Raw genomic sequence first — 24695 nt, 5'->3', positions numbered from 1 at the left:
TCAGAACTCGATGCGCTCGCGGCGGGTGGCGCGCAGCGTGACGACGGAGAGGATCATGGTCAGGACGAGCATGACGACGCCCATGGCGCAGGCGTAGCCGCTCTTGCCGAAGTACAGGAAGTTGCGCATCAGCACCGTGGCCATGACCTCGCTGTGGTGGTCGGGGCCGCCGCCGAACTGGCCGGAGGTCATGGTCGACACCAGTACGAACATGTCCATGGCGGCGATGCCCAGGTAGACCGCGGAGGTCTGCACGGAGTCCCACAGCAGGGGCAGGGTGACCTTGAGGAAGGTCTGGGCGCGCCCGGCGCCGTCGAGCAGGGCGGCCTCGTAGATGTCCTTGGGCACGGACTGCATGGCGGCCGAGAAGAGCACCAGGTAGAAGCCGACCCCGTGCCAGACGACCACCAGGAGCAGGCACCACAGCACGAGGTTCGGCTGGTTCAGCCATTCGACGGGGTGGGCCGGGTCCACCAGGCCCAGCTTGGTGAGGAATCCGTTCAGCAGGCCGCCCTCGTCGCTGCGGTACACGGCGCCGAACAGCACGGCGAGGATGGCGAGCGACAGGACCTGCGGGAAGAAGTAGACGATCTTGTAGACGGAGGAGCCTCGGACGCCCCGCACCCCGCCCGCCCCGCTGCGCCCTCCCGCGTTCACCATGAAGGCGAAGAAGAGGGCCAGCAGGATGGTGATGGTCGGGACGAACACCAGGAGCAGCAGGTTGTGCCAGAGGGCTCCGCGGAAGACCTCGTCCTCCATCAGCGCGGAGTAGTTGTCCAGGCCGACGAAGTCGAACGTGGGCGACTGTCCGGACCAGTTGGTGAAGGAGTAGCCGAACGTCTGAACGTACGGCCAGATGACGAAAGTCAGGTACAGCGCGAGCGGCAGGAAGAGGAAGCCGGCGATGAAGCCGGTCCTTCCCTTGCCCCGGGCTACTTGGCTCATGGTGTCCGCCCCTTGGACGATGTCAGCTGCGGTGGTTGTTCTTGGCGTTCGGGTCCTTGGCAGCCTTGTCTACCGCAGCCTGGGCCCGCTTGATCCATTCCTTTGGCTGGATCCGCTTGGCCATCAGCTCATTGGACGCGTTCTGGATCTCGGTGTCCATTTCGCTGTACCAGTCGGGGTACAGGTAGTTGAAGGTGTTCGTCCCGGCGGTCTTGACGGCCGCGACCGCCGAGGCCGTGCCCGGGCGCAGCTTGACGTTCGGGTCGACGCCGTCCTTGACCACGGTGAGGGAGTTGGCCTGCTGGGCGAAGAGGGTCGACCATTCGCGCGACAGCATCGAGCGGAGGAACTCCAGGCCGCCGGCCTTGTTGGCGGCCTTCTCCGGGACGATGAAGGGCTCGCCGGCGCCGGCCCGGATGGCCTCGAAGGGCAGCTTGCTGTCGGCGAGGGTCGGAACCGGCAGGAACTTCATGTCGAAGTCGTCCGGGGTCTGCTTGAGCTGCTCGTTCTCCAGCCAGGAGCCGGAGGGGATGAAGGCCGCCTTGTACTGGTTCCAGGCGGTCTGGGACTCCGTGTGGGTGAGGCCGTTGGTGCCGGCCATCAGCAGGTCCTTCTCGACGACCTCGTAGACCGCCTCGACGGCGGCGAGGGCGGCGGGGTTGCCCTCGAAGGCGTTCGGCTCCAGGTTGTCGATCGCCTTCATGGCCTCCAGACCGCCCTTCTTGGCGATCAGGTCCATGATGACGACGTTGATGTAGTACGGGTACTTGCCCTGGTGGGCGAGTCCGCCGATGCCGGCCGCCTTGGCCTTGGTGCAGATGTCCAGGAACTCGTCCCAGGTCTTCGGCTCGGCCCAGCCCTTCTCCTTGAAGAGCTTGCCCGAGTACCAGAAGCCGAACACGGTGTAGACGTAGTAGAGGGCGACGAACTTGCCGCCCTGGGTGCCCTGTTCGACGGTGCCGGGGATGAGCATGTCCCGGACCTTCTTGGCGGGGTCGTCGAGCGAGGGCGCGTCGAGCACCGGGGTGAGCTCGGCGAGCTGGCCGCCCTTGGCGAGGACGTCGACCTTGATCTGCTGGGCGCCGGAGTCGTCGATGACGTCCGGCGGGTTGCCGCCGTTGAAGCGGGGCTGGAGTTTCGCGGCGATCTCCTGGGTGCCCAGGTGGGAGCTGGTGGTGCCCCACTTCTTGTCGAAGGCGGCTTCCCAGGCCTTCGCGTAGTCGTCGCCGAAGCCGCCCTTGAAGACGACGACGTCCAGCTTGCCGCCCTTGGCGACGCCGAACGGGTTCTCCTTGGTCACCGCACCCTTGTCCGGGCCCTTCGTGGTGTCCTCGCCGCCGGAGGCGCAGGCGGACAGGAAGCTCATCGTGGGCACCGAGATCAGTCCCAGCGCTGCGGAGCGCTTGATCAGGTCACGGCGGCCGAGGCCCTCACCAGTGGATCCCATGCTCATGTCCTCGCCTTCGTCAGAAGTGTGAAGGAGGCCGGAAACAGCGGCGGTCACCGCACGTACGGACATCACCGCAGGTCCCCGCCGTCCCCCGGTCCGGTGCCGCTCGTAACGCGATGATCCGGACGAGGCACAGGTATAGTCCACTTCCGTTCATGTGAGCAAGATCATGCACACGGTTGTCCGTCAGCTTTTCCGAGTTGAGACCTCCCCGAAACCTGGCCCGGTCCGGAAAAAAGCGGAAGGGCCGTATCCCCTTAACGGGGATACGGCCCTTTGGTGCCGCTACTGCCGTCAGCCTCGGATGAGGTTGCGGAGCACGTACTGCATGATGCCGCCGTTGCGGTAGTAGTCCGCCTCACCGGGGGTGTCGATGCGGACGACCGCGTCGAACTCCACACCGGTGTCGGTGGTGACCTTGACGGTGCGCGGGGTGGTGCCGTTGTTCAGCTCCTCCACACCGGTGAAGGAGAAGGTCTCCTCGCCGGTGAGGCCCAGGGAGGCGGCCGAGGCGCCCTCCGGGAACTGGAGCGGGAGCACGCCCATGCCGATCAGGTTCGAGCGGTGGATGCGCTCGTAGGACTCGGCGATGACGGCCTTGACGCCGAGCAGCGCGGTGCCCTTGGCGGCCCAGTCGCGGGACGAGCCCGAGCCGTACTCCTTGCCCGCCAGGATGACCAGCGGGATGCCGGCGGCCTGGTAGTTCTGGGAGGCGTCGTAGATGAACGCGACCGGCGCGCCCTCGACGGTGAAGTCGCGGGTGAAGCCGCCCTCGGTGCCCTCGGCGATCTGGTTGCGCAGGCGGATGTTGGCGAAGGTACCGCGGATCATGACCTCGTGGTTGCCGCGGCGGGAACCGTACGAGTTGAAGTCGCGGCGCTCGACGCCGTGCTCGGTGAGGTACTTGCCGGCCGGGGTGTCGGCCTTGATCGCACCGGCCGGGGAGATGTGGTCGGTGGTGACCGAGTCGCCCAGCTTCGCCAGCACGCGCGCGCCGGCGATGTCGGAGACCGGGGTGGTCTCCATCGTCATGCCCTCGAAGTAAGGGGGCTTGCGCACGTAGGTCGACTGCGGGTCCCACTCGAAGGTGTTGCCCGTCGGGATCGACAGCGCCTGCCACTGGGCGTCGCCCGCGAAGACGTCCTGGTAGGACTTGCTGAACATGTCCTCGCCGATGGCGTTCGCCACGACGTCGTTGACCTCGGCCTCGGAGGGCCAGATGTCCGCGAGGAAGACCGGCTTGCCGTCGGTGTCCGTGCCCAGGGCGTCCTTGGTGATGTCCACCTTCATGGAGCCCGCGATGGCGTACGCGACGACCAGCGGCGGGGAGGCCAGGTAGTTCATCTTGACGTCGGGGTTGATGCGGCCCTCGAAGTTGCGGTTGCCCGAGAGCACCGAGGTGACCGCGAGGTCGGCCTCGTTGATCGCCTTCGAGATCTCCTCGTCCAGCGGACCGGAGTTGCCGATGCAGGTGGTGCAGCCGTACCCGACGAGGTTGAAGCCCATCTTGTCCAGGTACGGGGTCAGGCCGGCCTTGTCGAAGTAGTCGGTGACGACCTTCGAACCGGGGGCCAGGGTGGTCTTGACCCAGGGCTTGCGGGTCAGGCCCTTCTCGGACGCCTTCTTGGCCACGAGCGCCGCGGCGACCATGACGTAGGGGTTCGAGGTGTTGGTGCAGGAGGTGATCGCGGCGACGGTGACGGCGCCGTGGTCGATCTCGAAGGAGGTGCCGTCGGCCAGGGTCACCAGGGTGGGCTTGGTGGGCACACCGTTGGAGGACGCCGGGGCGTCGGACGCCGGGAAGGACTCCTTGCCGGCCTCCTCGTCGTCGCTGACGTAGTTGCGCACGTCCTGCGCGAACTGCTGCGAGGCGTTGGCGAGGACGATGCGGTCCTGCGGGCGCTTCGGGCCGGCGATGGAGGGGACGACCGTGGAGAGGTCGAGCTCCAGCTTCTCGGAGAAGTCCGGCTCGGCGGCCGGGTCCAGCCACAGGCCCTGCTCCTTGGCGTACGCCTCGACGAGCGCGACCTGCTGGGCGTCGCGGCCGGTCAGGCGCAGGTACTTCAGGGTCTCGTCGTCGATCGGGAAGATCGCGGCGGTGGAGCCGAACTCCGGCGACATGTTGCCGATGGTGGCGCGGTTCGCCAGCGAGGTGGCGGCGACGCCCTCGCCGTAGAACTCGACGAACTTGCCGACGACGCCGTGCTTGCGGAGCATCTCGGTGATGGTCAGCACGAGGTCGGTCGCGGTGGTGCCGGTCGGCAGCTCGCCGGTCAGCTTGAAGCCGACGACGCGCGGGATCAGCATGGAGACCGGCTGGCCGAGCATCGCGGCCTCGGCCTCGATGCCGCCGACGCCCCAGCCGAGCACGCCGAGGCCGTTGACCATGGTGGTGTGCGAGTCGGTGCCGACGAGGGTGTCGGGGTACGCCTGGCCGTTCCGGACCATGACCGTGCGGGCCAGGTGCTCGATGTTGACCTGGTGGACGATGCCGGTGCCCGGGGGGACGACCTTGAAGTCGTCGAAGGCGGTCTGGCCCCAGCGCAGGAACTGGTAGCGCTCCTTGTTGCGGCCGTACTCCAGCTCGACGTTCTGCGCGAAGGCGTCCTTCGTGCCGAACTTGTCGGCGATGACCGAGTGGTCGATGACCATCTCGGCGGGCGAGAGCGGGTTGATCTTCGCCGGGTCGCCGCCGAGGGCCTTCACGGCCTCGCGCATGGTGGCGAGGTCGACGACGCAGGGGACGCCGGTGAAGTCCTGCATGATCACGCGGGCCGGCGTGAACTGGATCTCCTCGCTGGGCTGGGCCTGCGAGTCCCAGTTGCCGAGCGACCGGATGTGGTCGGCGGTGATGTTCGCGCCGTCCTCGGTGCGGAGCAGGTTCTCCAGCAGCACCTTCAGGCTGTAGGGAAGGCGGGCAGCGCCCTCAACCTTGTCCAGCCGGAAGATCTCGTACGACTCGTCGCCCACCTGCAGCGTGCTGCGGGCGTCGAAGCTGTTCGCCGACACGACAGTCTCCTTCATGCATGAAATTCGCGCGTTTTACCGCAATCCTGCCGCCACGCCCTGTGGCCAATCCGCTAAGGTAAGGCTAAGTTAGGTGAGCCTTACCAGCAGGGGCGGCTGCGGTACGCCTTCGGCAGATATCTCGATGTCGAGATAACTCTAGTGCATTGCCGCGCCCTGGTCATGCACGGCATGGGCCAGATCACAGTCCGGGTGACCGCTCTCATCCAATCGAGGCGTTTGCTCACCGAACCCAGTCGTTCGGCCTTCCGTCTCAGCGAACCCGGTCGTGCGGGCCATCCCGCTGGGGGTTCTGGGTGGCCATACCGGCCGGGGTGGATCTTGCGGGTCTGCACCTTCTGGCTGCACTGGCACGACGGGCTGCGGGAGCGTCGGCACCCTCCGGACTAAGCACGGCTGCGGACCGCCTGCGGGAGGTCTTCGCGACGCTGCCCGCACTGTTCCACCTCCTCTGGCACCACGAACTGGTCGCCGAGGACACGGCGGTCCGGTTGTTGGGCCTGGACCCCCTCAAGCACAAGGGCAGCGGACCTCGACGCCGTACGTGTTGTGGCCGAAGTGGCCGACGAACGAGAGCTCCCGTTCGAACGTGCGGAAGACAGACGCGGCATCCCGCATTTCACGGCCGTCCAGCCGCAGGACCAGACCGTTCCGCTGCACGAGCGCGGCCGTCTCCGACGCCAGCCAGGGGTCAGCTGGGGAGGTGAACACGACCCGAGGAGAGTGGCGCTCCGTCAGAGTCGGCTTCGGCATCATGAGCGGGATCCTTGCATGGCACTGGCCGTCACCGACTGTCTTCGACGAGACCGGACAATGGGCCGGATCACAGTCCGGGCATGCCCCCGTGCGGACGGGAGGACGTACGCACCGTCAGCGCGGCCGGGACGGTCAGCTGGCCGGGCTCCGCTCCCCGCGGTGACTCCAGCAGCGCCACCAGTGCGCCGACGGCGCTCTCCCCGATCACCTCCGGGCACAGGGTCACGGTGCTCACGGGCGGGTCGCCCGCCGCGTACGAGGGGTCCTCGCTCGCGCAGACGAGCAGCAGCTCGTGCGGTATCCGCAGCCCGTGCCGGGCGGCGGCGGCCAGCACCTGGCGCCCGCCCGGGTCGTACACGCAGTACACGGCGTCGGGGCGGGGGCGGCCGGGCGCGGCGAAGACGGGGTCGAAGGCGTGGCCGGCGGCGTCCTCCGGGTCGAACGCGACCACCAGCCCGGCCATCCCGCGCTCGGCGCACCAGCGGGCGTAGGCCGAGGTGACGGCCTCGGTGTAGTACTCGCGGCCGTACGCGGAGTGCAGCGCGATCCGCGTGGCCCCGGCGGCGGCGAGGTGGTCGAGGACCTCGCGGGTGGCGGCCTCGTGGTCGTTGTCCACCCATACGTCCCCGGGCCGGGGGTCGGGGGGCCGGCCGTCGAAGACCACCGGCAGACCGCGGGCCCGCAGGGCGCGGAGGACCGGATCCCCGGCCGGGCTGTCGAGCAGCAGCATCCCGTCGACGGCGAGGTCGTGCCACAGCGGCTCGGCGCCCCGGTCGGCGGGCAGCAGGGTGAGGGCGTAGCCGCGGGCGTGGGCGGCCGCGGTGGCAGCGGTCAGCAGCCGGGAGAAGTAGGCGATCTCGACGTAGTTCCAGGGGGAGCCCGCGTACGTGGTGACGGCGAGGCCGAGCGTACGGGTGCGGGGGCCGCGGCGGGCGCTGTAGCCGAGGGCGGCCGCCACCTCGCGGACCCGGCGGCGAGTGGACTCGCCGACGCGGCCGGTGCCGCCCAGCGCGTGCGAGACGGTCGCGGTGGAGACCTCCGCGGCGCGCGCGATGTCGGCGATGGTCGGTCCGGGGCCGGGCACGGGGTCATCGTACGGACGGCGGTGCGGATTTCGTCGGCCGCGGCGGGTTCTGGTTAAGGGGTTAATCAAACAGTGTCCTGGCCACACCGACGTTTGGAGTGGCCATGACCTCTGCTTCCTTCTCTTCCCCCTTGTCCCGCCGGGGCCTTCTCGGAGCCGTCGGCGCCGTCGGGGCGGCGGGCGCCGCCGGTCTGCTGGGCGCGGGCCCCGCGGCGGCGGCCGCCTCCTCCGGCGGGCGCGGCTCGGCCGCCCTGGTCATCCACAACGCCCGGGTGTTCACCGGGGCGGCGGGCGGCGGGGCGCCGGTCGAGGCGGTGGCGGTCGGGCGGGACGGGAAGATCCTGGCGACCGGGAGCGGTTCGGCGGTGCGCCGGCACGTCGGGCGGGACACCGAGGTCGTCGACGCCCGCGGGAACACGGTGATGAGCGGCATCCACGACGGCCACGTGCACCCGCTGGGGGCCGGCGACCGGTCGCTGCGGCCCTCGCTGGAGGGGGCCGAGACCACGCTGCCCGAGCTCCGGGAGCTGCTGGCCGGCTTCCTCGCCGACACCGGGGGCGCGGACGCGGAGCCGGACCGCTGGCTGGTGGTGGAGGACTGGAATCCGGTCGGGCTGCTGCCGACCGGGAGCGTGCCGCACCACTCGATGCTGGACGCGCTGGCCACCCGCAGGCCGGTCGCTCTGGTCGGCGGCGACGGGCACAACCTCTGGGCCAACCGGCGGGCCCTGGACATCGCCGGGATCACCGCGGCCACCCCGGACCCGGTCGGCGGACGGATCGTGAAGGGGGCGGACGGGCAGCCGACGGGTGTCCTGAAGGACGACGCGCAGGACCTGGTGAAGCGGCACATCCCGGAGCCCTCCCGGGCCGAACTGGTCGCGGCCTGCGCGAAGGTGCTGGAGCTGGCGGCGGCCTCCGGGGTCACCACGATGATGGACGCCCTGGTCGGGCGGCACGAGCTGGAGCTCTACCAGGCCCTCGCGGCGGCGGGGAAGCTGCCGCAGCGGATCGTGCCCGCGATCCGGCTCGATGCCGGGCAGACGAAGGACCCGGCGGGCTCGCTGGCGTACGCGCGCGGCCTGCGCAAGGAGTTCGAGGGGGTGCGGGGCCTGCGGTTCGGGATGGTCAAGGTGTTCCTGGACGGGGTCATCGAGTACCCGGCGCAGACGGCCGCGCTGCTGGAGCCGTACCTGGACGGCAACGGGAAGCCGACGGCGAACCGGGGCGAGCTCTACACCTCGGCGGCCGACTACGGCCGCCTGACGGCCGCCTTCAACAAGGCCGGCTGGCAGCTGCACGCCCACGGGCTCGGAGACCGGGCGGTCCGTACGGCATTGGACGGGTACGCCTACGCCCACCGGGTGACCGGGCAGCGGGACGCGCGCAACGCGATCGCCCATCTGCAGATCGTGGACCCGGCGGACCTGCGGCGCTTCGCCCAGCTGGGCGTCGCGGCCTGCATGCAGCTCCAGTGGGCGGCCGAGGACACCTGGACGATGGACGCGCTGCTTCCCTACATCGGCCCGCGGCGCCACCGGTGGATGTACCCGGCGCGCAGCCTGGAGCGGGCGGGGGCCCGGCTGACCGGCGGCTCGGACTGGCCGGTGGACGCGCTCCAGGTGTGGAACCAGCTGCGGACGGCGATCGACCGGCAGGGCGCGCACGGGACGGGTGAGCTGTACCGCGAACTGGAGGGGCTCAGCCGGACCTCGGTGCTGCGGATGCACACGGCCGGGACGGCGTGGCAGCTGCGGCAGGAGGGGCTGACGGGGACGGTGGAGCAGGGCAAGGCCGCGGACCTGGTGCTGCTGGACCGGGATGTGACCCGCTGTCCGGTGGCCGACATCAGCGGAACCGGCGTACGGATGACCCTGGTCGGCGGCCGGGTGGTGCACGACGCGGACTCGCAGGCGGGCCGCGCCGCGGTGGCCCGGGCGGCGCGCGCGGGATCCGGACCGCGCCCGGCGGCGTACGCGGCGGTACACGGAGGCCGCCACCATGCATGTGGACACTAAATCTGCATAATGAGGGGGATGTCCATAATTGAAGTGATGCGTCGGGAGACGGGTGGAAGCGACACGCCGGGCATCTGACGGTCGGTAACACCCGTCTGCCACACCCGACGCAGGGGGCATCTCATATCTGAGATACGGTGCATCCATGGCAGACGACTACCTCGTACGCATCGGCAAGCTCATCCGTGACGCCCGGCAGCACCGGGGCTGGACGCAGAGTCAACTCGCGGACGCGCTGGGCACCAGCCAGAGCGCCGTGAACCGGATCGAGCGCGGCAACCAGAACATCAGCCTTGAGATGATCGCCCGAATCGGTGAAGCCCTCGACAGCGAGATCGTCTCTCTGGGCTACGCCGGCCCGATGCACCTGCGGGTCGTCGGCGGCCGCCGCCTGTCCGGCGCCATCGACGTCAAGACGAGCAAGAACGCCTGCGTGGCGCTGCTGTGCGCCTCGCTGCTCAACAAGGGCCGTACGGTGCTGCGCCGGGTCGCCCGCATCGAGGAGGTCTACCGGCTCCTCGAAGTCCTGAACTCCATCGGCGTCCGCACCCGCTGGATCAACGAGGGCGTGGACCTGGAGATCGTCCCGCCGGCCCGCCTCGACATGGACGCCATGGACGCGGACGCGGCCCGGCGCACCCGGAGCATCATCATGTTCCTGGGCCCGCTGCTGCACCGGATGGACCAGTTCCGCCTGCCGTACGCCGGCGGCTGCGACCTCGGCACCCGCACCATCGAGCCGCACATGATCGCCCTGCGCCGCTTCGGCCTGGACATCACGGCGACCGAGGGCATCTACCACGCGAAGGTGGAGGCGGGGGTCTCCCCCGGCCGCCCGATCGTGCTGACCGAGCGCGGGGACACGGTCACCGAGAACGCGCTGCTGGCCGCCGCCCGGCACGACGGCGCCACGGTCATCCGCAACGCCTCCTCCAACTACATGGTCCAGGACCTGTGCTTCTTCCTGGAGGCGCTCGGTGTGCGCGTGGACGGCATCGGCACGACGACGCTGACCGTCCACGGCGTCCCGAACATCGACGTGGACGTGGACTACTCCCCCTCCGAGGACCCGGTCGAGGCGATGAGCCTGGTCGCCGCCGCGGTGGTCACGGAGTCCGAGCTGACGATCCGCCGCGTCCCGATCGAGTTCATGGAGATCGAGCTCGCGGTGCTGGAGGAGATGGGCCTCGACCACGACCGCTCGGCGGAGTACACGGCGGACAACGGCCGCACCCGCCTGGTCGACCTGACGGTCCGCCCCTCGAAGCTCGAAGCCCCGATCGACAAGATCCACCCGATGCCGTTCCCCGGGCTGAACATCGACAACGTCCCGTTCTTCGCGGCCATCGCGGCCGCGGCCCAGGGCCAGACGCTGATCCACGACTGGGTGTACGACAACCGGGCCATCTACCTGACGGACCTCAACCGCCTCGGCGGCCGCCTCCAGCTCCTGGACCCCCACCGCGTCCTGGTCGAGGGCCCGACGCGCTGGCGCGCGGCGGAGATGATGTGCCCGCCGGCCCTCCGCCCGGCGGTGGTCGTCCTCCTGGCGATGATGGCCGCCGAAGGCACCTCGGTCCTGCGCAACGTCTACGTCATCAACCGCGGCTACGAGGAACTCGCCGAGCGCCTCAACTCGGTGGGCGCCCAGATCGAGATCTTCCGCGACATCTAGCCGAGCAGGGCCGAAGCCCGGTCGGTGGGCGTGGGCGACGGGTGACCGGGTCAACGGTGTTCCGCTGACCCGGTCAGCAGTTCTTGGCGAGGGAGGCCCTGAACGCGTCGGCGAGGACGTCCTTGAACGCGTAGCCATCGGTGCCGGGCTTGATCCCGGAGGTGAACATGGCCACCACGAAGTCGGCGCCGTACGTCGTGTAGGCGTCGCACATGCTCTTCCTGTCCTCCGCCTTCATCTCCTTCCACTGCTTCTCGACGATGGAGGGAGCCATGATCTTGGCCAGGGCCGCCTCCGCCGTCGGGTCGAGGGCGGGGGCCGCCGTCGGGGTCGCAGCGGGGGTCGCAGTGGGCTGCGGGCGCAGGTCACCGAGCCGGGCCGGGCAGGTTTCCCTGGCTTCGGCCACGTAGACGTAGACGTTCTGCGCGGCGGTGAGGGGGGAGCCCGCGGCGGGTTCCTGGAAGCAGATGACGTTGCCGGACGCGGGGGCGGTTCCGCCGAACGCACTGCGCTGGTTGACGTACTGACGCGTGGAGATGTCGGCGGGTATGTCGGTGAACGCCTTCCCGACGAGGCTGGGCATGGGCACGGTCTTCGGGGCGGCGGTGTTCTCGGAGCCACCGGTCACGGACGTGGTCACCAGCACCGTCCCCACGATGATCAGCACCGCCGCCGCGGCCCCGGTGACCACCTTCGCCGAGGTGGGCCACTTCCGGGGCGGCTGCGGGGGTGCCGGCCATTCCGGGGCGCCGGGGGGTCCGGGCTGCGGGTGGCCGTACGCGGGCTGGTGGGCCGGCCGCGGCGGTATGGGGTCCGGGCTGGGCGGCGTGGACACGATGGGACCTCCGGAGGGTGGTCTTTCGGCGGGGGAGCTCGCGAACTGCAGACCGCGAACGTAGACCACTCCCGAGCGGTCCATCACGTGAAACGGGTTTCACCGGGCCGGAGTTGCCGCGCCGGCCACCTGCCGGACCCGCGAGGGGTCCCGCGACCCGCACCCGCCGGGGACCGCGGGACGGCCCTCAGCCGATGCGGAAGGCGTGCAGTCTGGTCATGTCGCGCGCGTAGAGCCGGGTGGACCCGGGGTCGGAGGCCAGGGTGTCCGCCTGCGTTTCGTAGCGCCAGACCGGGCGGTGGGTGCGGATGTCGACCGCGCGGATGCCGGTGCTGTCCATGGTGTAGACGTGGCCCGCGGATACCACCGGGGCGATGTCTCCGTTGGGGGTCGCGTCCTGCACGGGGGGCTCCGTCCAGCGTTCGGTGCCCGAACGGGCGTCCACGGCGACGATGCCCGCGGCGCCCTCGACGGTGTAGACGACCCCGTCGCGGACGGTGGGGATGCCGTAGCGGCGTTGTCCGTACAGGTTCTTCACCTGCTCGCGGTCCTTGCCGAAGGACCAGGCCGGCGCGCCGTCGGAGAGCCGCACCGCCTGCAGGGTCGCGGTGCCCAGGTAGACGTGGTCCTCGTCCGCGGCCAGACGGTGCGGCACCGCACCGGGGACGGACAGCGACTTCTGCCAGCGCGTCGCACCGCCCGCGGTGTCGTGCAGGCTCAGCGCCAGGGTGTCGCCCGCGTCCGCGCGGCGGCACAGGAGCAGCCCGCCCTTGACCGGCATGCCGCGCACCACGGCCGGGACGTGCCGGGTGACGAGGGCGCTGTCGGGGGCCGGCGCGGGCCTCCGCCACAGTTCGCGGCCGGACTGCAGGTTCGCCGCCACCAGGAACCACGCGTCGCCCGCGGCGGACTTGGCGAGGAGGTATGCCGTGCCGCCGTCCACGCACAGCAGCTGGTTGAGTACGTGGGTGCCGTCGAACGCGGGCAGCTTCACGACGGGGGACGGCTCCTTCCCGGACTCCAGGGGAAGGAGCAGCACCTCAAGTGCCGCCGGGTCAGGGGCGTCCTGCTCCTTGAGCGCGTACAGCGCCGTGCCGTCGGTGGCGACCCGCCAGGTCCCCGTGATGCGGTAGTCCTGCCGGAGTGCGCCCGTCCGCGGGTCGATGCCGACGGCCGTGATCCCCGCGACCGCGAAGAGCATGCCGCCGACGCTCATCGGCTCGGCGCCCTCCTTCGCGCGCGCGATGTCGCGCGTCCACAGGGGAGCGGGGGCCGGTTGCAGGGGGGTCCGGGCGTCCGGTGAACCGTCCTGGGCGCGGTTGGCCCGCCAGGCCCACAGGCCGCCGCCGGCGAGGGCCGCGCCGCCGACCGCGGCCGCGCCCAGCGTGAGGAGGGTGCGTCGCGAGACGCCTGTCGCGCCGGGTTCCGCAGCGGGTGGCGGGAGCCGGTGCGGGGGCTCGGTCCAGACCAGCGCGCTGCGCCGGGCGATGTCCGCGAGGACGGGCTGCGGCAGCCCGTCCCCGAAGAGGCCGTCGCCGGGCGCGAGCATCTGGGCCAGCTCGGCGGTCGTGGGCCGCCGCGCCGGGTCCTTGTCCAGGCAGCGGGCGAGCAGCGTCGCCAGTCCCACCGGTACGCCGCTCAGGTCGGGCTCCGCGTACCGCACCCGGTAGAGCAGATCGGCGGCCTGCCCGCCGCCGAAGGGGGCGTGCCCGCTCGCCGCGAAGACGAGGACACCGGCCAGCGCGAACACATCGCCCGCCGGGGTGTGTTCGAGACCGCCCGCCTGCTCGGGCGACATGTACGCCGGCGTGCCCGCCACCGCGCCGATCCGCGTCAGCCGCTCGTCGCCGAGGGCGCGGGCGATACCGAAGTCGATGACCTTGGGCCCGGCCGCCGTGATCATGATGTTGGACGGTTTGAGGTCGCGGTGCACCACGTCCGAACGGTGCAGCAGGCCGAGCGCCCGGGCGAGGTCCGCGCCCAGCGACCGGACACCCGGCTCGGGCAGCGGGCCTCCGGTGCGGACCGCCTCGTCCAGCTGCGGTCCGATCAGGTACTCGGCGGCCAGCCAGGGGGTCGCGGCCAGGGCGTCGGAGCCGAAGACGCGGGCGCCGTACCGCTCGCCGATGATGCGGGCCGCGTCCGCCTCCAGCCGGAACCGGGTGCGGAAGGCGGTGTCGGCGGCGATCCGGGTGTGCACGGTCTTCAGGGCCACCGTGCGCCCGCCCGCCGAGCGGGCCAGGTACACCGTTCCCATGCCGCCGCTGCCCAGCCGGGCGAGCAGCCGGAAGCCGCCCACCTCCTGCGGGTCTTCATGGGTGAGCGGCGCGAGCGGGGAACGGGGGACGTGCGGGGAGGAGGGAAGGTCCGGGGAGGAGGGAAGGTTCGGGGAGGTCGGGGGCGATGCCTGGGACACGGGGTCAGTGCGCCTTCCCGGTCGGCGCGAACGACTCCTGCGCCGCGGCCAGTTCCATGCCGAGCAGCCGTGCGGACTGGTGCGCCAGCGCGGCGACGACGCGCCCCGGCAGCGGCAGGGGGGCCGCGTGGTCGAGGACCGTCGCGCCCGGCAGCGGCGAGACCTCCGTGGGGCCGGTACGGGCGCCCGGCAGCGGCGAGACCTCCGTGGGGCCGGTACGGGCGCCCGGCGCCGCGAGCTCGCGCAGCAGCTCCTGCGCCGAAGGCCGGTCCCCCGGGTCGCGCGCCAGGCACGCGGCCACCAGGCGCCGCAGCCCCGGCGGCAGTTCGCCCTGCTCGGGCACGGTGTGCCCGGTCGAGGCGTACGCCAGTACGGCGCCGAGCGCGAAGACGTCCCCGAGCGGCCCGGGCGGGCCGCCCGCCGCCTCCTCCGCGGCCAGACAGCCCGGGTCGAGACCGGGAAGCCCCGTCCGCGGCGTTCCGTCGGGGGCGGCGGCCCGTACCGCACCGAAGCAGGTCAGCAGCGGGCCGCCCGGGGTGACCAGTACGGCTGCCGGTGACAGGCCCGCGTGCGTCACGCCCTGGGCGTGCGCGGCGGCCGTCCCCTCCGCGAGCGCGGCGCCGAGCCCGCGTACGAGGTTCTCGGGCAGCGGGCCGCCGTACGCGCCGAGCACGGCCGGCAGCGGCAGTACGGGCGTGTACGGGGCCGCGTACCAGGGGGATCCGGCCGTCCCGCCCACCTCGGCGACGTTGAGGAACCGGGCCACCGACAGCCGGCGGGCCCACTCGGCCTCGATCGCCCAGCGGGAGGGATCGGCGCCGGCCCGGGGCAGGCAGACGAGGACCGTGCGCCCGCCGTCGGCGGTGCGCGCGAGGTAGCGGCGTTCGGGCACGGTGCGCTCGGTGGAATCGGCGTCGAGCCGGGCCAGGGTCGCGTACGGCCCGATGTACGGCGGGTCGTCCTGGCGTAGGCGTTCCATGCGCGGTCCCCGGGTTCGGTGAAGTGGCGGACCGAGCCTAAGCGCTGGTCGGGTGCGCGGGAGAACCGGGTGAGCGCTCCTGCGGGCGGGGTCGCGGGCCGGGCCGCGGGCCGGGCCGCGGGCAGCGGGACCTCAGTCGACGCTGGGCATGGCCGTGAGCTTCCCGTCGTTGACGAGGAAGACGCGGTTGCCGGCTCCGGACACGCCCCAGGGTCCTTGCGACTCGGGCGCCAAGGTCCAGTACAGGGCGCCGTGCTCGGCGGAGTAGGCCGACACGCCGTGCCCGCCCGCCTCGACCGCCCAGACCGTGCGGCTCTGCACCACGGGAGGCGTGTTCGGCAACGAGCTCTTGCCGCCGCGGACCTTCGACCACGGGAGGCCGGTGCCGGTCCTCGCCCAGCTCAGCACGGAGCCGTGCACGCCGATGACGTAGTCGCCGTACGGGACCGCCGGACCCCAGTCGGCGGTACCCGGCTGAGCGCCGTGCTCCGCCTCGTCCGCCTTCCACTTCACCTTTCCGTCGGCGAGGTCGCGGGCGGTCAGGTTCCGGCCGCCCAGATATGCGGTGTCCTTGTCGACGAGGGGTGCGACGGCCGACTTCGCCTGGCCGTTGGCCCACCAGACCCGGTTTCCCGTCGCGGTGTCGAGGGCGAGGACGTCGCCGTCGGCTCCGGACACGACGAGCCGGCCCGATCCGGCCGCGGCCAGCGGCCCGGCGCCCTGCACGGCGCCCTGGGCCAGCCGCACCGTCCAGCGGACCTTGCGACCGAGCGTGTCCACGGCGCGCAGCTGCCGATCGCGGGTCAGCAGGTAGACGGCCGACTCGTCGGCGGCCAGGATGCGGCCCGTGTCGGCGCCCGCCACCTTCCACGACCGCCTGCTGGTGGAGGCCTCGAAGCGCAGGAGCGCGCCGTCGGAGCCGGCGGCCACGAACCCCTGGTCCGGCAGGGCGAGGAGGCCGGCCTTCGGCGACACGTCGGGCAGCCGCCACTTCTCCTTGCCGTCGTGCGCCGTTCGGGCCGCCAGGCCTCCCCCCTTGGCGGCGAACACGACCACGTCGACCAGCGGCAGCGGGGGCGTGACCACGCCGTCCACCGCCTGCGCCGCCACCGGGAGCGGCCCCCACAGGGGCGGCGGCAGCCGGCCGTAGTCGGCCGCCGACAGGGACATCGGCTGCTCGGTGCGGGCCGGCCCGGCGGCGGGGAGCGGGCGCGTGTCGTCCCGCAGGAGCCACCAGGAGCCGGTCGCCGTGCCCGAGGCGACCAGCACGCCGCCCGCCGCCAGCGAGCCGCGCAGCAGGCGGCGCCGGGACGGCCCGGCTCCGGATCCGGGCCCCGGCCCGTCGAGCGCGGTCTGCCGCCTGGCCTCGGCGGTGCGGCGGGCGATGTCGTCGGCGATCGGCCCCTTGCGCCAGGCCCGGTCCGCCCCGCGCGGCGGGGCGAAGGCGGCCTCGATCTGCTCGGGTGTCGGCCGGTGCGCCGGGTCCTTGGCGAGGCAGGGCGCGATCAGGTGCCGCAAGTCCGCCGGAACGGAGTCGAGTTGCGGCTCACCGTGCACGACCTCGTACTGCACGGCGGCCACGTGCGTCCCGTCGAACGCGCGCTGCCCGGTCGCCGCGTACGCGAGAAGCGCGCCGAGCGAGAAGACGTCCGCTGCCGGACCGACGCGCCTGCCGAGCACCTGCTCGGGGGCGCCGTAGCCGGGGGTGACCGGGATCTGGCCCGTGGTGGTGAGGGTCAGCCCGTGCTCGGGGCGGGCGATGCCGAAGTCGATGACGCGCGGCCCGCCCGAGGTGAGCACGATGTTGGCCGGCTTCAGGTCGCGGTGGACCAGGCCCGCGGCGTGGATCTCCCGCAGGGTGGCGGCGAGGGAGGCGGTCAGCGCCCGTACGGCGTCGCCGGCGAGGGGACCGTACCGGCGCACGGCCTCGTCGAGGGTGGGGCCGGAGAGGAACTCGGTGGCGATCCAGGGGCGGTTGCCCTCGCTCTGCGCGTCCAGCACGCGGGCCACGCCGCCGCCGGTGACCGACCGCGCGGTCTGCGCCTCGCGCAGGAAGCGCCGGGCGAGGTTCTGGTCGTCGGCCAGTTCGGGGAGCAGGACCTTGACCGCGGCGGGCCGGCCGGAGCCGTCGCGGCCGAGGTAGACCTTGCCCATGCCGCCTTCGCCGAGGATGCCGACGACCCGGTACGGGCCGAGCCGGATCGGGTCGCCGGGGCCGAGCGGTTCCATGGGGTGCTGCCTTCTGTCAGGGGGCCGGCCCGCCGCCGGGGCCTGCCCGATCCTAGGGGGTGTCCGCAAAGTCCCGCCTGTCCCGCGGTGGCGCACCCGTCCACATGCCCATGCCAGGGAAAACGGCGCGAAACCGGTTCACGTGTGGTGGAGTGACCCGCGTACGCTGCGGCGGTTGCGCAGAGTGTCGATCTTGGGGGGTCGGGCGTGTTCCAGCGTCGGGGTTTCGCGGTGGCGGCGGTCGTGGGGGTGGTGGTCGCGCTCGGCAGCGGGTGCGAGGATCCGGCTCCCAAGGAGGCCCCGGCGGCGGCGAGTTCGGCGGCCGCCGTCGCGCCCGTGCCTTCGCCCTCGCCCACGGCTCCCGCGATGCCCTCGCTCGTCGGGCAGAAGTTCGCCGACGCCGAGGCCGCCGTCAAGAAGCTGGTCACCCGCCCCGTCGAGGCGCGCAGCGCCTACTCCGACGTGAAACCGGCCGCCGACCACGCGGCCTGGGTGGTCTGCTTCCAGACGCCGGCGGCCGGGGTCCCCGTGGAGCCGGCGTCCGGTGTCGAGCTCTCCCTCGTCGCGCCGGGGCGGCCCTGCCCGGACAAGGCCGGCGCCGCCCTGGCACCCACCAGGACTCCGGCCCCGCCGAAGCCCAAGACCTCGCCCCCGACCGACACCGGCTCCACCGGGGGCGACGGTGGCGGTGGTGGCGGTGGCGGTGGCGGTGGCGGTGGCGGTGGGAGCAGCGTCTACTACAAGACCTGCGCCGACGCCAAGGCCGCCGGGGCCGCCCCCATGCGGCGCGGCGGGCCCGGGTACCGGGAGGCCCTCGACCGGGACAAGGACGGGATCGCCTGCGACAAATAGCCGTCGGCCGGCCGTCCTGTCGGCCGTCCTGTCGGCCTGATTCAGCCGGTCGGAGCGGGCGTGCCCGGCGGTGCCGGGTCCGGGCGGGCAGAATCGGGGGGTCGGTACGGGCGGTGTCGAGGGGGCGGCCATGACAGTGGGAACACGTACGGGGTCAGGGAGCGGCAGCCGAAGCGATGCGGAGGTCCCGACGCTCAGCGGGGTCCCCCTGCTCGGATCCCTCTTCGACCTGACATCCGACTCGCTCGGGACCTACCTGCGCGCACAGCAGCGGCACGGCGACGTCGTACGGATCACCGCCGGCCCGCCCGGGCTGCGCGCCGAGCTCTACTGCGTCTTCTCCGCCGAGGGCGCGCAGCAGGTCCTGGCCTCGGAGTCGGCCAACTTCCGCAAGGACAACTCCTTCTACCAGGAGGTCCGGGACTCCTTCGGCAACGGCCTGCTCACCAGCCAGGACGAGGACTACCTGCGCCAGCGGCGGCTCGTCCAGCCGCTGTTCACCAAGCGCCGGGTCGACGGGTACGCCGGCGCCGTGGCCGCCGAGACCCGGGCCGTCGTCGCGGACTGGGAACGGGCGCCGGGCGGTGTGGTCGACGTCGGCGAGGAGATGATGCGGCTCGCCCTGCGCGCTGTCGCCCGCATCCTCTTCGGCACCGGCGTCGAGGCCACCGTCGACGTCGTCGACCGGTGTTTTCCGGTCATCACCGAGTACGTGCTGCGCCGCGGCTACTCCCCCGCCAACATCCCGCGCGGCTGGCCCACTCCGGGCAACAAGCGGGCGGCCGCCGCGATGGACGAGCTGTACGCGGCGTGCGACACGATCATCGCCGCCCGGCGCGGTGAGGGTACCGCCGCCGGCGACGGTCCGGGCGAGGACCTGCTCAGCCTGCTCGCCGCCGCCTCCGGCACGGACGACACGGACGACGGGGAGTTCGACGCCGCCGAACTGCGCGACCAGGTGCTGATCTTCCTGCTCGCCGGGCACGAGACGACCGCCACCTCGCTCGCCTTCTCCCTGCACCTGCTGGCCCGCCACCCCGAGGAGCAGGCGCGGGCCCGCGAGGAGGTCTCCCGCGTCCTCGGCGACCGTACGCCGGAGGCGGCCGACCTCGACCGGCTCCCCTACCTCACGCGGGTTCTCAAGGAGGCGATGCGGCTCTTCCCCGCGGCCCCGGTCATCGGGCGCAACGCGGTCGCGGCCACCGAGGTCGGCGGACTGACGATCCCGGCGGGCGCGGACGTGATCCTGGCCCCGTGGGTGACGCACCGCCACCCGCGCTACTGGCCGGACCCCGACCGCTTCGACCCGGACCGCTTCACTCCGGAGGCGGAGGCCGGACGCCCCCGCTACGCCTGGTTCCCCTTCGGCGGCGGCCCGCGCGCCTGCATCGGACAGCACTTCTCGATGCTGGAGTCGGTGATCGCGCTGGCGATGATCCTGCGCGCGTACGAGTTCGAGGCCGTGGACACCGACGTCCCGGTCACCGCCGGTATCACCCTCCAGGCGCGGGGACCGGTCCGCTGCCGGATCCGGAGCACCGCGCGGTAGACCTCCCCCGAGGGGCCGTCAGACCGCCGCCGGCGTGTGGTTGCCCTTGAGGCGTTCCAGGTCCGAGGGGCGTACCTGGATCACCAGCAGGGCGATGAGCGCCGCGACCAGGGCGAAACCCGCGGCCACGATGAACGCGGCGCTCACGCCCGAGGTGAGCACCTGGTCGCCCCACGGGTCCGGGAGCTGTCCGGTGCGCAGGAAGAGGGCCTTCTGGGCGGGGTCGGCCTGGCTCAGGAAGGCCGGGACCTGGTCGTGGGCCTCGTTGCGGCTGGCCGTGCCGAAGACCGTGACCAGGATCGACAGGCCCAGCGATCCGCCCACCTGCTGCGTCGTGTTGAGGAGTCCGGACGCTGCGCCCGACTCCCGGTCGGCGACGTTGGACAGGGCCATCAGGGTCAGCGAGACGAACTGCATTCCCATGCCGAGGCTGAACACGAGCACCGGGCCCAGGATGCTGCCGAGGTACGTCGAGTGGATGTCGGTCTGCGTCAGCCAGGCCAGGCCGGCAGCCGAGCACAGGGCGCCCGCCACCATGAAGGGTTTCGGCCCGACTCTGGGCAGCAGCTGGGACGTGATGCCCGCGCCCACGGCGATGACGGCGCTCACCGGCAGGAACGCGAGGCCGGCCTGGATGGGGCTGAAGCCCAGCACGTTCTGCACGAACAGGGTCAGGAAGAAGAACATGCCGAACATCGCGCAGGCGAGGAAGAGCATGATGCCGTACGAGCCGGCCCGGTTGCGGTCGGCGAACATGTGCAGCGGGGTGATCGGCTGGGGCGAACGCCGCTCGTTGAGGAAGAACAGCAGGAGCAGGACCACGGCCGCGCCGAAGGAGCCCAGGGTGTACGGGTCGGTCCAGCCCTGCTGGGAGGCGCGGATGAAGCCGTAGACGAGGGCGACCATGCCCAGGGTGGACAGCAGCGCGCCGGCGAGGTCGAAGTGTCCGGGGTGGCGTTCGGACTCGCGGATGACCCGCACGGCCATCACCGCGATGGCCACGGCGATCGGGACGTTGACGAAGAGCACCCAGCGCCAGTCGAGCCATTCGACGAGGATGCCGCCGGCCAGCAGTCCGATCGCGCCGCCGCCCGCGGAGACGGCGGCGAACACGCCGAACGCCCGGTTGCGCGCCGGGCCTTCCCGGAACGTGGTGGTGATCAGCGCCAGGGCGGTCGGGGAGGCGATGGCGCCGCCCACGCCCTGGAGGGCCCGGGCCGCCAGCAGCTGGCTCTCGTTCTGCGCGAGGCCGCCGAGCAGCGAGGCCAGGCCGAAGAGCAGGATGCCGAAGATGAACACGCGTTTGCGGCCGAGGATGTCGCCGGTCCGTCCGCCGAGGAGGAGGAGTCCGCCGAACGTGAGGGTGTACGCGTTGACGACCCAGGACAGGCTTTCGGTGGAGAAGCCGAGGGCGGTCTGGATGTGCGGAAGCGCGATGTTCACGATGGTGATGTCGAGAACGACCATGAGCTGGCAGGACGCGATGACGAACAGCGCGAGGCCGTTTCCGCTTCCGCGGACCTTGCCGTCGGTTCCGTTGCTGATCGGCGCTGCATTCTCGTCCACCTTCTCGACGCTAAACCCGCTCCCGGGGGTACACCACTCGAATGGCCTAGGCTGCATGACATGTACAGTGTGCCATTTCACATGACACACTATGATCATGGATGACTTCCTCAGGCTCTCCGCGAGCACCGGCCGCTTCACGTACGGCGCCCCTCGCGCCTTCTCCTTCGGGGACGACGGCCGGCTCCTCTGGTTCCTCCGCTCCACCGGCCCCACCGACGCCTTCGACGGCCTCTGGGTGCTGGACACCGCGACCGGCACCGAAACCCTGCTCGCCGATCCCCGGGAGCTCTCCCCCGAGCCGGGCACCCTGCCGGTCGCCGAGCGCCGACTGCGCGAGCGGATCCGGCTCGTGGCCGCGGGGATCGGCTCGTACGCGCTCTCCGGCGACGGCCGCAGCGCGGTGTTCCCGCTGTACGGGCGCCTGTACCGGGTGGGCTGCGAAGGCGGCGCCGGGGGGAAGGGCGGGCCCGAGGAGATCCCGGCCGCCGGGCCCGCCCTCGACCCGCGCCCCAACGCCGACGGCTCCCGCACCGCGTACGTCACCGACGACGCCCTGTACACCCACCCCGGCGGCCGGATCAGCCCCGCCGACGGGGCCCGCTGGGGCCTCGCGGAGTTCGCCGCCGCCGAGGAGCTGGGCCGGGACCGGGGCCACTGGTGGTCCCCCGACGGACGGACCCTGCTGGCCGCCCGCGTCGACGAATCCGCCCTCCAGCGGCGCCACTTCGCCGACCCCGCCCACCCCGAGCTCCCGGCCGAGGACTTCGCCTACCCCGAGGCGGGCGGACCCAACGCCGAGGTCCGGCTGTGGGTGCTCGGCCAAGGCGGCGCCCGGGTACGGCTGGAGTGGGACGCGGCGCGGTACCCGTACGTCTCCGACGCCGGCTGGGAGTCGGAGACGGAGATCCTGCTGACCGTCCAGGACCGGCTCCAGCAGAACGTGCTGCTGCTCAGCGCCGACCCGGCCACCGGCCGCACCCGGGAGCTGTCGCGCACCGAACACCCCCACTGGGTCGACCCGCTGGTGCCCGGCACCCCGGCCCGGCTGGCCGACGGGCGGATGCTCACCAGCGCCGACACCGAGGGCGGGGCCGCGCGCGCCCTCGCCCTCGACGGGAAGCTCCTGACCGGGGACGGGATCCAGGTCCGCCGGGTGGCCGGGGTCCACCAGGGCCGGCTGCTGATCGAGGCCGGGCAACGCGACCCCGCCGAGCAGCAGGTGCTCCTGCTCGACCCCGACACCGGTGAGCTGACCCCGCTCGCCGACGGACCCGGGGTGCACGGCGTGCACGCCTCGGCCGGGACGCTGCTGCTGACCAGCGCCGACGCCGAAGGGGTGCGGCGGACCGTACGCACCGCCGACGGGCGCGAGTTCGCGCCCGTCGACCTGTCCGCGCCGCTGCCCTACCGGGTGGTGCCGGTGCTGGAGCGGGTCACCGAGCACGGCATCCCGACCGCGCTGGTCCTCCCCCGCGGCCACGTCCCGGGCCGGCGGCTGCCCGTGCTGATGGACAGCTACGGCGGCCCCGGTTACCAGGACGTGTCCGCCGAGCCGCGCCGCTGGCAGCAGCGGCAGTGGTGGGCCGACCGCGGCTTCGCGGTGGTCACCGTCGACAACCGCGGCACCCCGTACGTGTCCCCCGCCTTCACCCACGCCATGTACCGCGGGTTCTCCGAGGTCACCCTGGACGACCAGGTCGCGGCCCTGCACGCACTCGCCCTGCGCCACCCGGACCTGGACCTCGGCCGGGTCGGGGTGCGCGGGTGGTCGTACGGCGGCTACCTCTCCGCGATGGCGGTGCTGCGCCGCCCGGACGTCTTCCATGCGGCGGCGGCCGGGGCCGCGCCGACCGACTTCCGCCGGTACGACACGGCGTACACCGAGCGGTACCTGGGACTGCCCCAGGACCACCCGGACGTCTACGAGCGGGACTCCCTCGTCCCCGACGCACCGAACCTGGCCCGGCCGCTGCTGCTGATCACTGGCCTGGCCGACGACAACGTCCACCCCTCGCACACCCTGCGGCTCTCGCAGGCCCTGACCGACGCGGGCCGCCCGCACCAGCTCCTGGCCCTCCCCGGTGTCACGCACATGACCCCGAACGGGGCCCGGGAGAAGATCACGGCGCTGGAACTGGACTTCTTCCGCCGCGCACTGGCCTGAGGGGCACGCCCGGCCCCGGCCCCGGACGGCGCGTCCTCGACGACCGGGCACTCCTGCGGTCCGGCACCGAGGCGCTCCGCCGCGGGCAGCGGGAGGACCCCGGGCCGATGCGATCGGCCCGGGGTCCTCCCTCTTCCCCTGGATCCCCGTCAGTCACCGGGGAAGTGGCAGGCCACCTCGCGGGAGGCGGCGATCCGCAGCAGCGGGCGGTCCGTGCGGCAGACATCCTGCGCCTTCGGGCAGCGCGGATGGAACGTGCAGCCCGGGGGCGGGGCGGCCGGGCTCGGCGGATCGCCGAGCAGCACGATCCGCTCGCGCCGCCGCTCCGCCGCCGGGTCCGGCAGCGGTACGGCGGACAGCAGCGCCCGGGTGTACGGGTGCTGGGGGCTCTCGTACAGGGCGCGCTTCTCGCCGATCTCGACGATCCGGCCGAGGTACATGACGGCGACCCGGTCGCTGACCCGCTTCACCACGGAGAGGTCGTGCGCGATGAACACGTACGCCAGGCCCAGTTCGCGGCGCAGCCGTTCCATCAGGTTGACGATCTGGGCCTGTACGGAGACGTCGAGGGCGGAGACCGGCTCGTCGGCGACGATCAGCCGGGGGCTGGTGGCCAGCGATCGGGCGATCCCGATGCGCTGCGCCTGGCCGCCGGAGAACTCGTGCGGGTAGCGGTCGATGTGCTCCGGGATCAGCCCGACCAGGTCCATCAGCTCGGCCGCACGGCGGCGCGCGTCGGCGGCCGACCATCCCTGCACGAGCAGCGGGTCGGAGATGATCCGGGCCACCGTCTGGCGGGGGTTGAGGGAGGAGTGCGGGTCCTGGAAGACCATCTGGAGGTGGCGCCGATGCGGGCGGAGCCCGCGCTGCGACAGCCTCGTGATGTCGCGTCCGTCGAAGGTGATGCCCCCGGACGTGGGCTCCAGCAGCCGCACCAGCATCCGGCCGGTGGTGGACTTCCCGCAGCCCGACTCCCCGACCAGGCCCAGGGTTTCGCCCGCCGCGAGGTCGAAGGAGACCCCGTCGACCGCGCGCACGGGTGCCCCCCGGCGCCCCGACGCGGAGCGTTTGCCGGGGAAGGCCATGGTCAGGTCCCGTACGGAGAGCAGCGGCCCGGATGGCGCCGGGGCCGTCCCGGCCCCCTCCG

16 protein-coding genes are annotated in these 24695 nt (G+C 72.4%); 5 read left to right on the top strand and 11 right to left on the bottom strand.

Features of this window, described 5'->3' with window-relative positions:
• From ACFYXV_RS18400 to ACFYXV_RS18380, 5 genes are all read right to left on the bottom strand, one after another.
• Positions 1 to 945, bottom strand: a complete 945-nt coding sequence (locus ACFYXV_RS18400) for a carbohydrate ABC transporter permease (RefSeq protein ID WP_383337615.1) — start codon at positions 943 to 945, stop codon at positions 1 to 3.
• A 22-nt stretch (positions 946 to 967) separates the two neighbouring features.
• Entirely contained in the window at positions 968 to 2392 is a 1425-nt protein-coding gene (ngcE, locus tag ACFYXV_RS18395; RefSeq protein WP_383337804.1) for an N-acetylglucosamine/diacetylchitobiose ABC transporter substrate-binding protein, read from the bottom strand.
• 297 nt (positions 2393 to 2689) lie between these two features.
• Positions 2690 to 5404 carry an aconitate hydratase AcnA gene (acnA, locus tag ACFYXV_RS18390; protein WP_385460661.1) on the bottom strand — a complete coding sequence of 905 codons (2715 nt, stop codon included), beginning with the start codon at positions 5402 to 5404 and terminating at the stop codon, positions 2690 to 2692.
• A gap of 528 nt (positions 5405 to 5932) precedes the next feature.
• Entirely contained in the window at positions 5933 to 6133 is a 201-nt protein-coding gene (locus ACFYXV_RS18385; protein ID WP_389383455.1) for a hypothetical protein, read from the bottom strand.
• A gap of 112 nt (positions 6134 to 6245) precedes the next feature.
• Complete coding sequence (locus tag ACFYXV_RS18380) at positions 6246 to 7262, bottom strand: LacI family DNA-binding transcriptional regulator (RefSeq protein WP_385460655.1); 1017 nt, start codon at positions 7260 to 7262, stop codon at positions 6246 to 6248.
• A gap of 104 nt (positions 7263 to 7366) precedes the next feature.
• Between ACFYXV_RS18380 and ACFYXV_RS18375 the strand changes: the two genes are divergently transcribed.
• Positions 7367 to 9280 carry an amidohydrolase gene (locus tag ACFYXV_RS18375; RefSeq protein ID WP_385460652.1) on the top strand — a complete coding sequence of 638 codons (1914 nt, stop codon included), beginning with the start codon at positions 7367 to 7369 and terminating at the stop codon, positions 9278 to 9280.
• Positions 9281 to 9425: 145 nt separating this feature from the next.
• Positions 9426 to 10955: a UDP-N-acetylglucosamine 1-carboxyvinyltransferase gene (locus ACFYXV_RS18370; RefSeq protein ID WP_351782796.1), complete on the top strand. Its 1530-nt coding sequence runs from the start codon at positions 9426 to 9428 to the stop codon at positions 10953 to 10955.
• Between the two features lie 73 nt (positions 10956 to 11028).
• Here the strand turns inward: ACFYXV_RS18370 and ACFYXV_RS18365 are convergent, their stop codons facing one another.
• The 4 genes from ACFYXV_RS18365 to ACFYXV_RS18350 all read right to left on the bottom strand — a co-directional run bounded on the left by ACFYXV_RS18365 (position 11029) and on the right by ACFYXV_RS18350 (position 17414).
• Positions 11029 to 11790 carry a hypothetical protein gene (locus ACFYXV_RS18365; RefSeq protein ID WP_389383453.1) on the bottom strand — a complete coding sequence of 254 codons (762 nt, stop codon included), beginning with the start codon at positions 11788 to 11790 and terminating at the stop codon, positions 11029 to 11031.
• A 187-nt stretch (positions 11791 to 11977) separates the two neighbouring features.
• On the bottom strand, positions 11978 to 14206 hold the full coding sequence (locus ACFYXV_RS18360; protein WP_389383452.1) for a protein kinase: 2229 nt from the start codon (positions 14204 to 14206) through the stop codon (positions 11978 to 11980).
• A 4-nt stretch (positions 14207 to 14210) separates the two neighbouring features.
• On the bottom strand, positions 14211 to 15185 hold the full coding sequence (locus tag ACFYXV_RS18355; RefSeq protein ID WP_389383451.1) for a serine/threonine protein kinase: 975 nt from the start codon (positions 15183 to 15185) through the stop codon (positions 14211 to 14213).
• Between the two features lie 132 nt (positions 15186 to 15317).
• Positions 15318 to 17414: a protein kinase gene (locus ACFYXV_RS18350; RefSeq protein WP_389383450.1), complete on the bottom strand. Its 2097-nt coding sequence runs from the start codon at positions 17412 to 17414 to the stop codon at positions 15318 to 15320.
• 207 nt (positions 17415 to 17621) lie between these two features.
• Here ACFYXV_RS18350 and ACFYXV_RS18345 point away from each other — a divergent pair, with 207 nt between their 5' ends.
• Together ACFYXV_RS18345 and ACFYXV_RS18340 are read left to right on the top strand one after the other, a co-directional pair.
• Positions 17622 to 18266: an excalibur calcium-binding domain-containing protein gene (locus ACFYXV_RS18345; RefSeq protein WP_389383449.1), complete on the top strand. Its 645-nt coding sequence runs from the start codon at positions 17622 to 17624 to the stop codon at positions 18264 to 18266.
• 130 nt (positions 18267 to 18396) lie between these two features.
• On the top strand, positions 18397 to 19815 hold the full coding sequence (locus tag ACFYXV_RS18340) for a cytochrome P450 (protein ID WP_389383448.1): 1419 nt from the start codon (positions 18397 to 18399) through the stop codon (positions 19813 to 19815).
• Positions 19816 to 19833: 18 nt separating this feature from the next.
• Here ACFYXV_RS18340 and ACFYXV_RS18335 read toward each other — a convergent pair whose 3' ends face one another.
• Positions 19834 to 21381, bottom strand: coding sequence for an MFS transporter (locus tag ACFYXV_RS18335; RefSeq protein ID WP_385460628.1), 1548 nt, complete (start codon positions 21379 to 21381; stop codon positions 19834 to 19836).
• A gap of 97 nt (positions 21382 to 21478) precedes the next feature.
• Between ACFYXV_RS18335 and ACFYXV_RS18330 the strand changes: the two genes are divergently transcribed.
• Positions 21479 to 23548 (top strand): prolyl oligopeptidase family serine peptidase, encoded by a 2070-nt coding sequence (locus ACFYXV_RS18330; protein ID WP_389383447.1) that lies wholly within the window; start codon positions 21479 to 21481, stop codon positions 23546 to 23548.
• Positions 23549 to 23697: 149 nt separating this feature from the next.
• Here ACFYXV_RS18330 and ACFYXV_RS18325 read toward each other — a convergent pair whose 3' ends face one another.
• Positions 23698 to 24633, bottom strand: coding sequence for an ABC transporter ATP-binding protein (locus ACFYXV_RS18325; protein ID WP_389383502.1), 936 nt, complete (start codon positions 24631 to 24633; stop codon positions 23698 to 23700).
• Positions 24634 to 24695 lie beyond the last annotated feature (62 nt).

The sequence above is a fragment of the Streptomyces sp. NPDC002181 genome, from assembly GCF_042890485.1.
Taxonomy (GTDB): Bacteria; Actinomycetota; Actinomycetes; order Streptomycetales; family Streptomycetaceae; genus Streptomyces.
The sequence above is the reverse complement of the archived record's forward strand: the minus strand, read 5'-3'. Positions and strand labels throughout refer to the sequence as shown.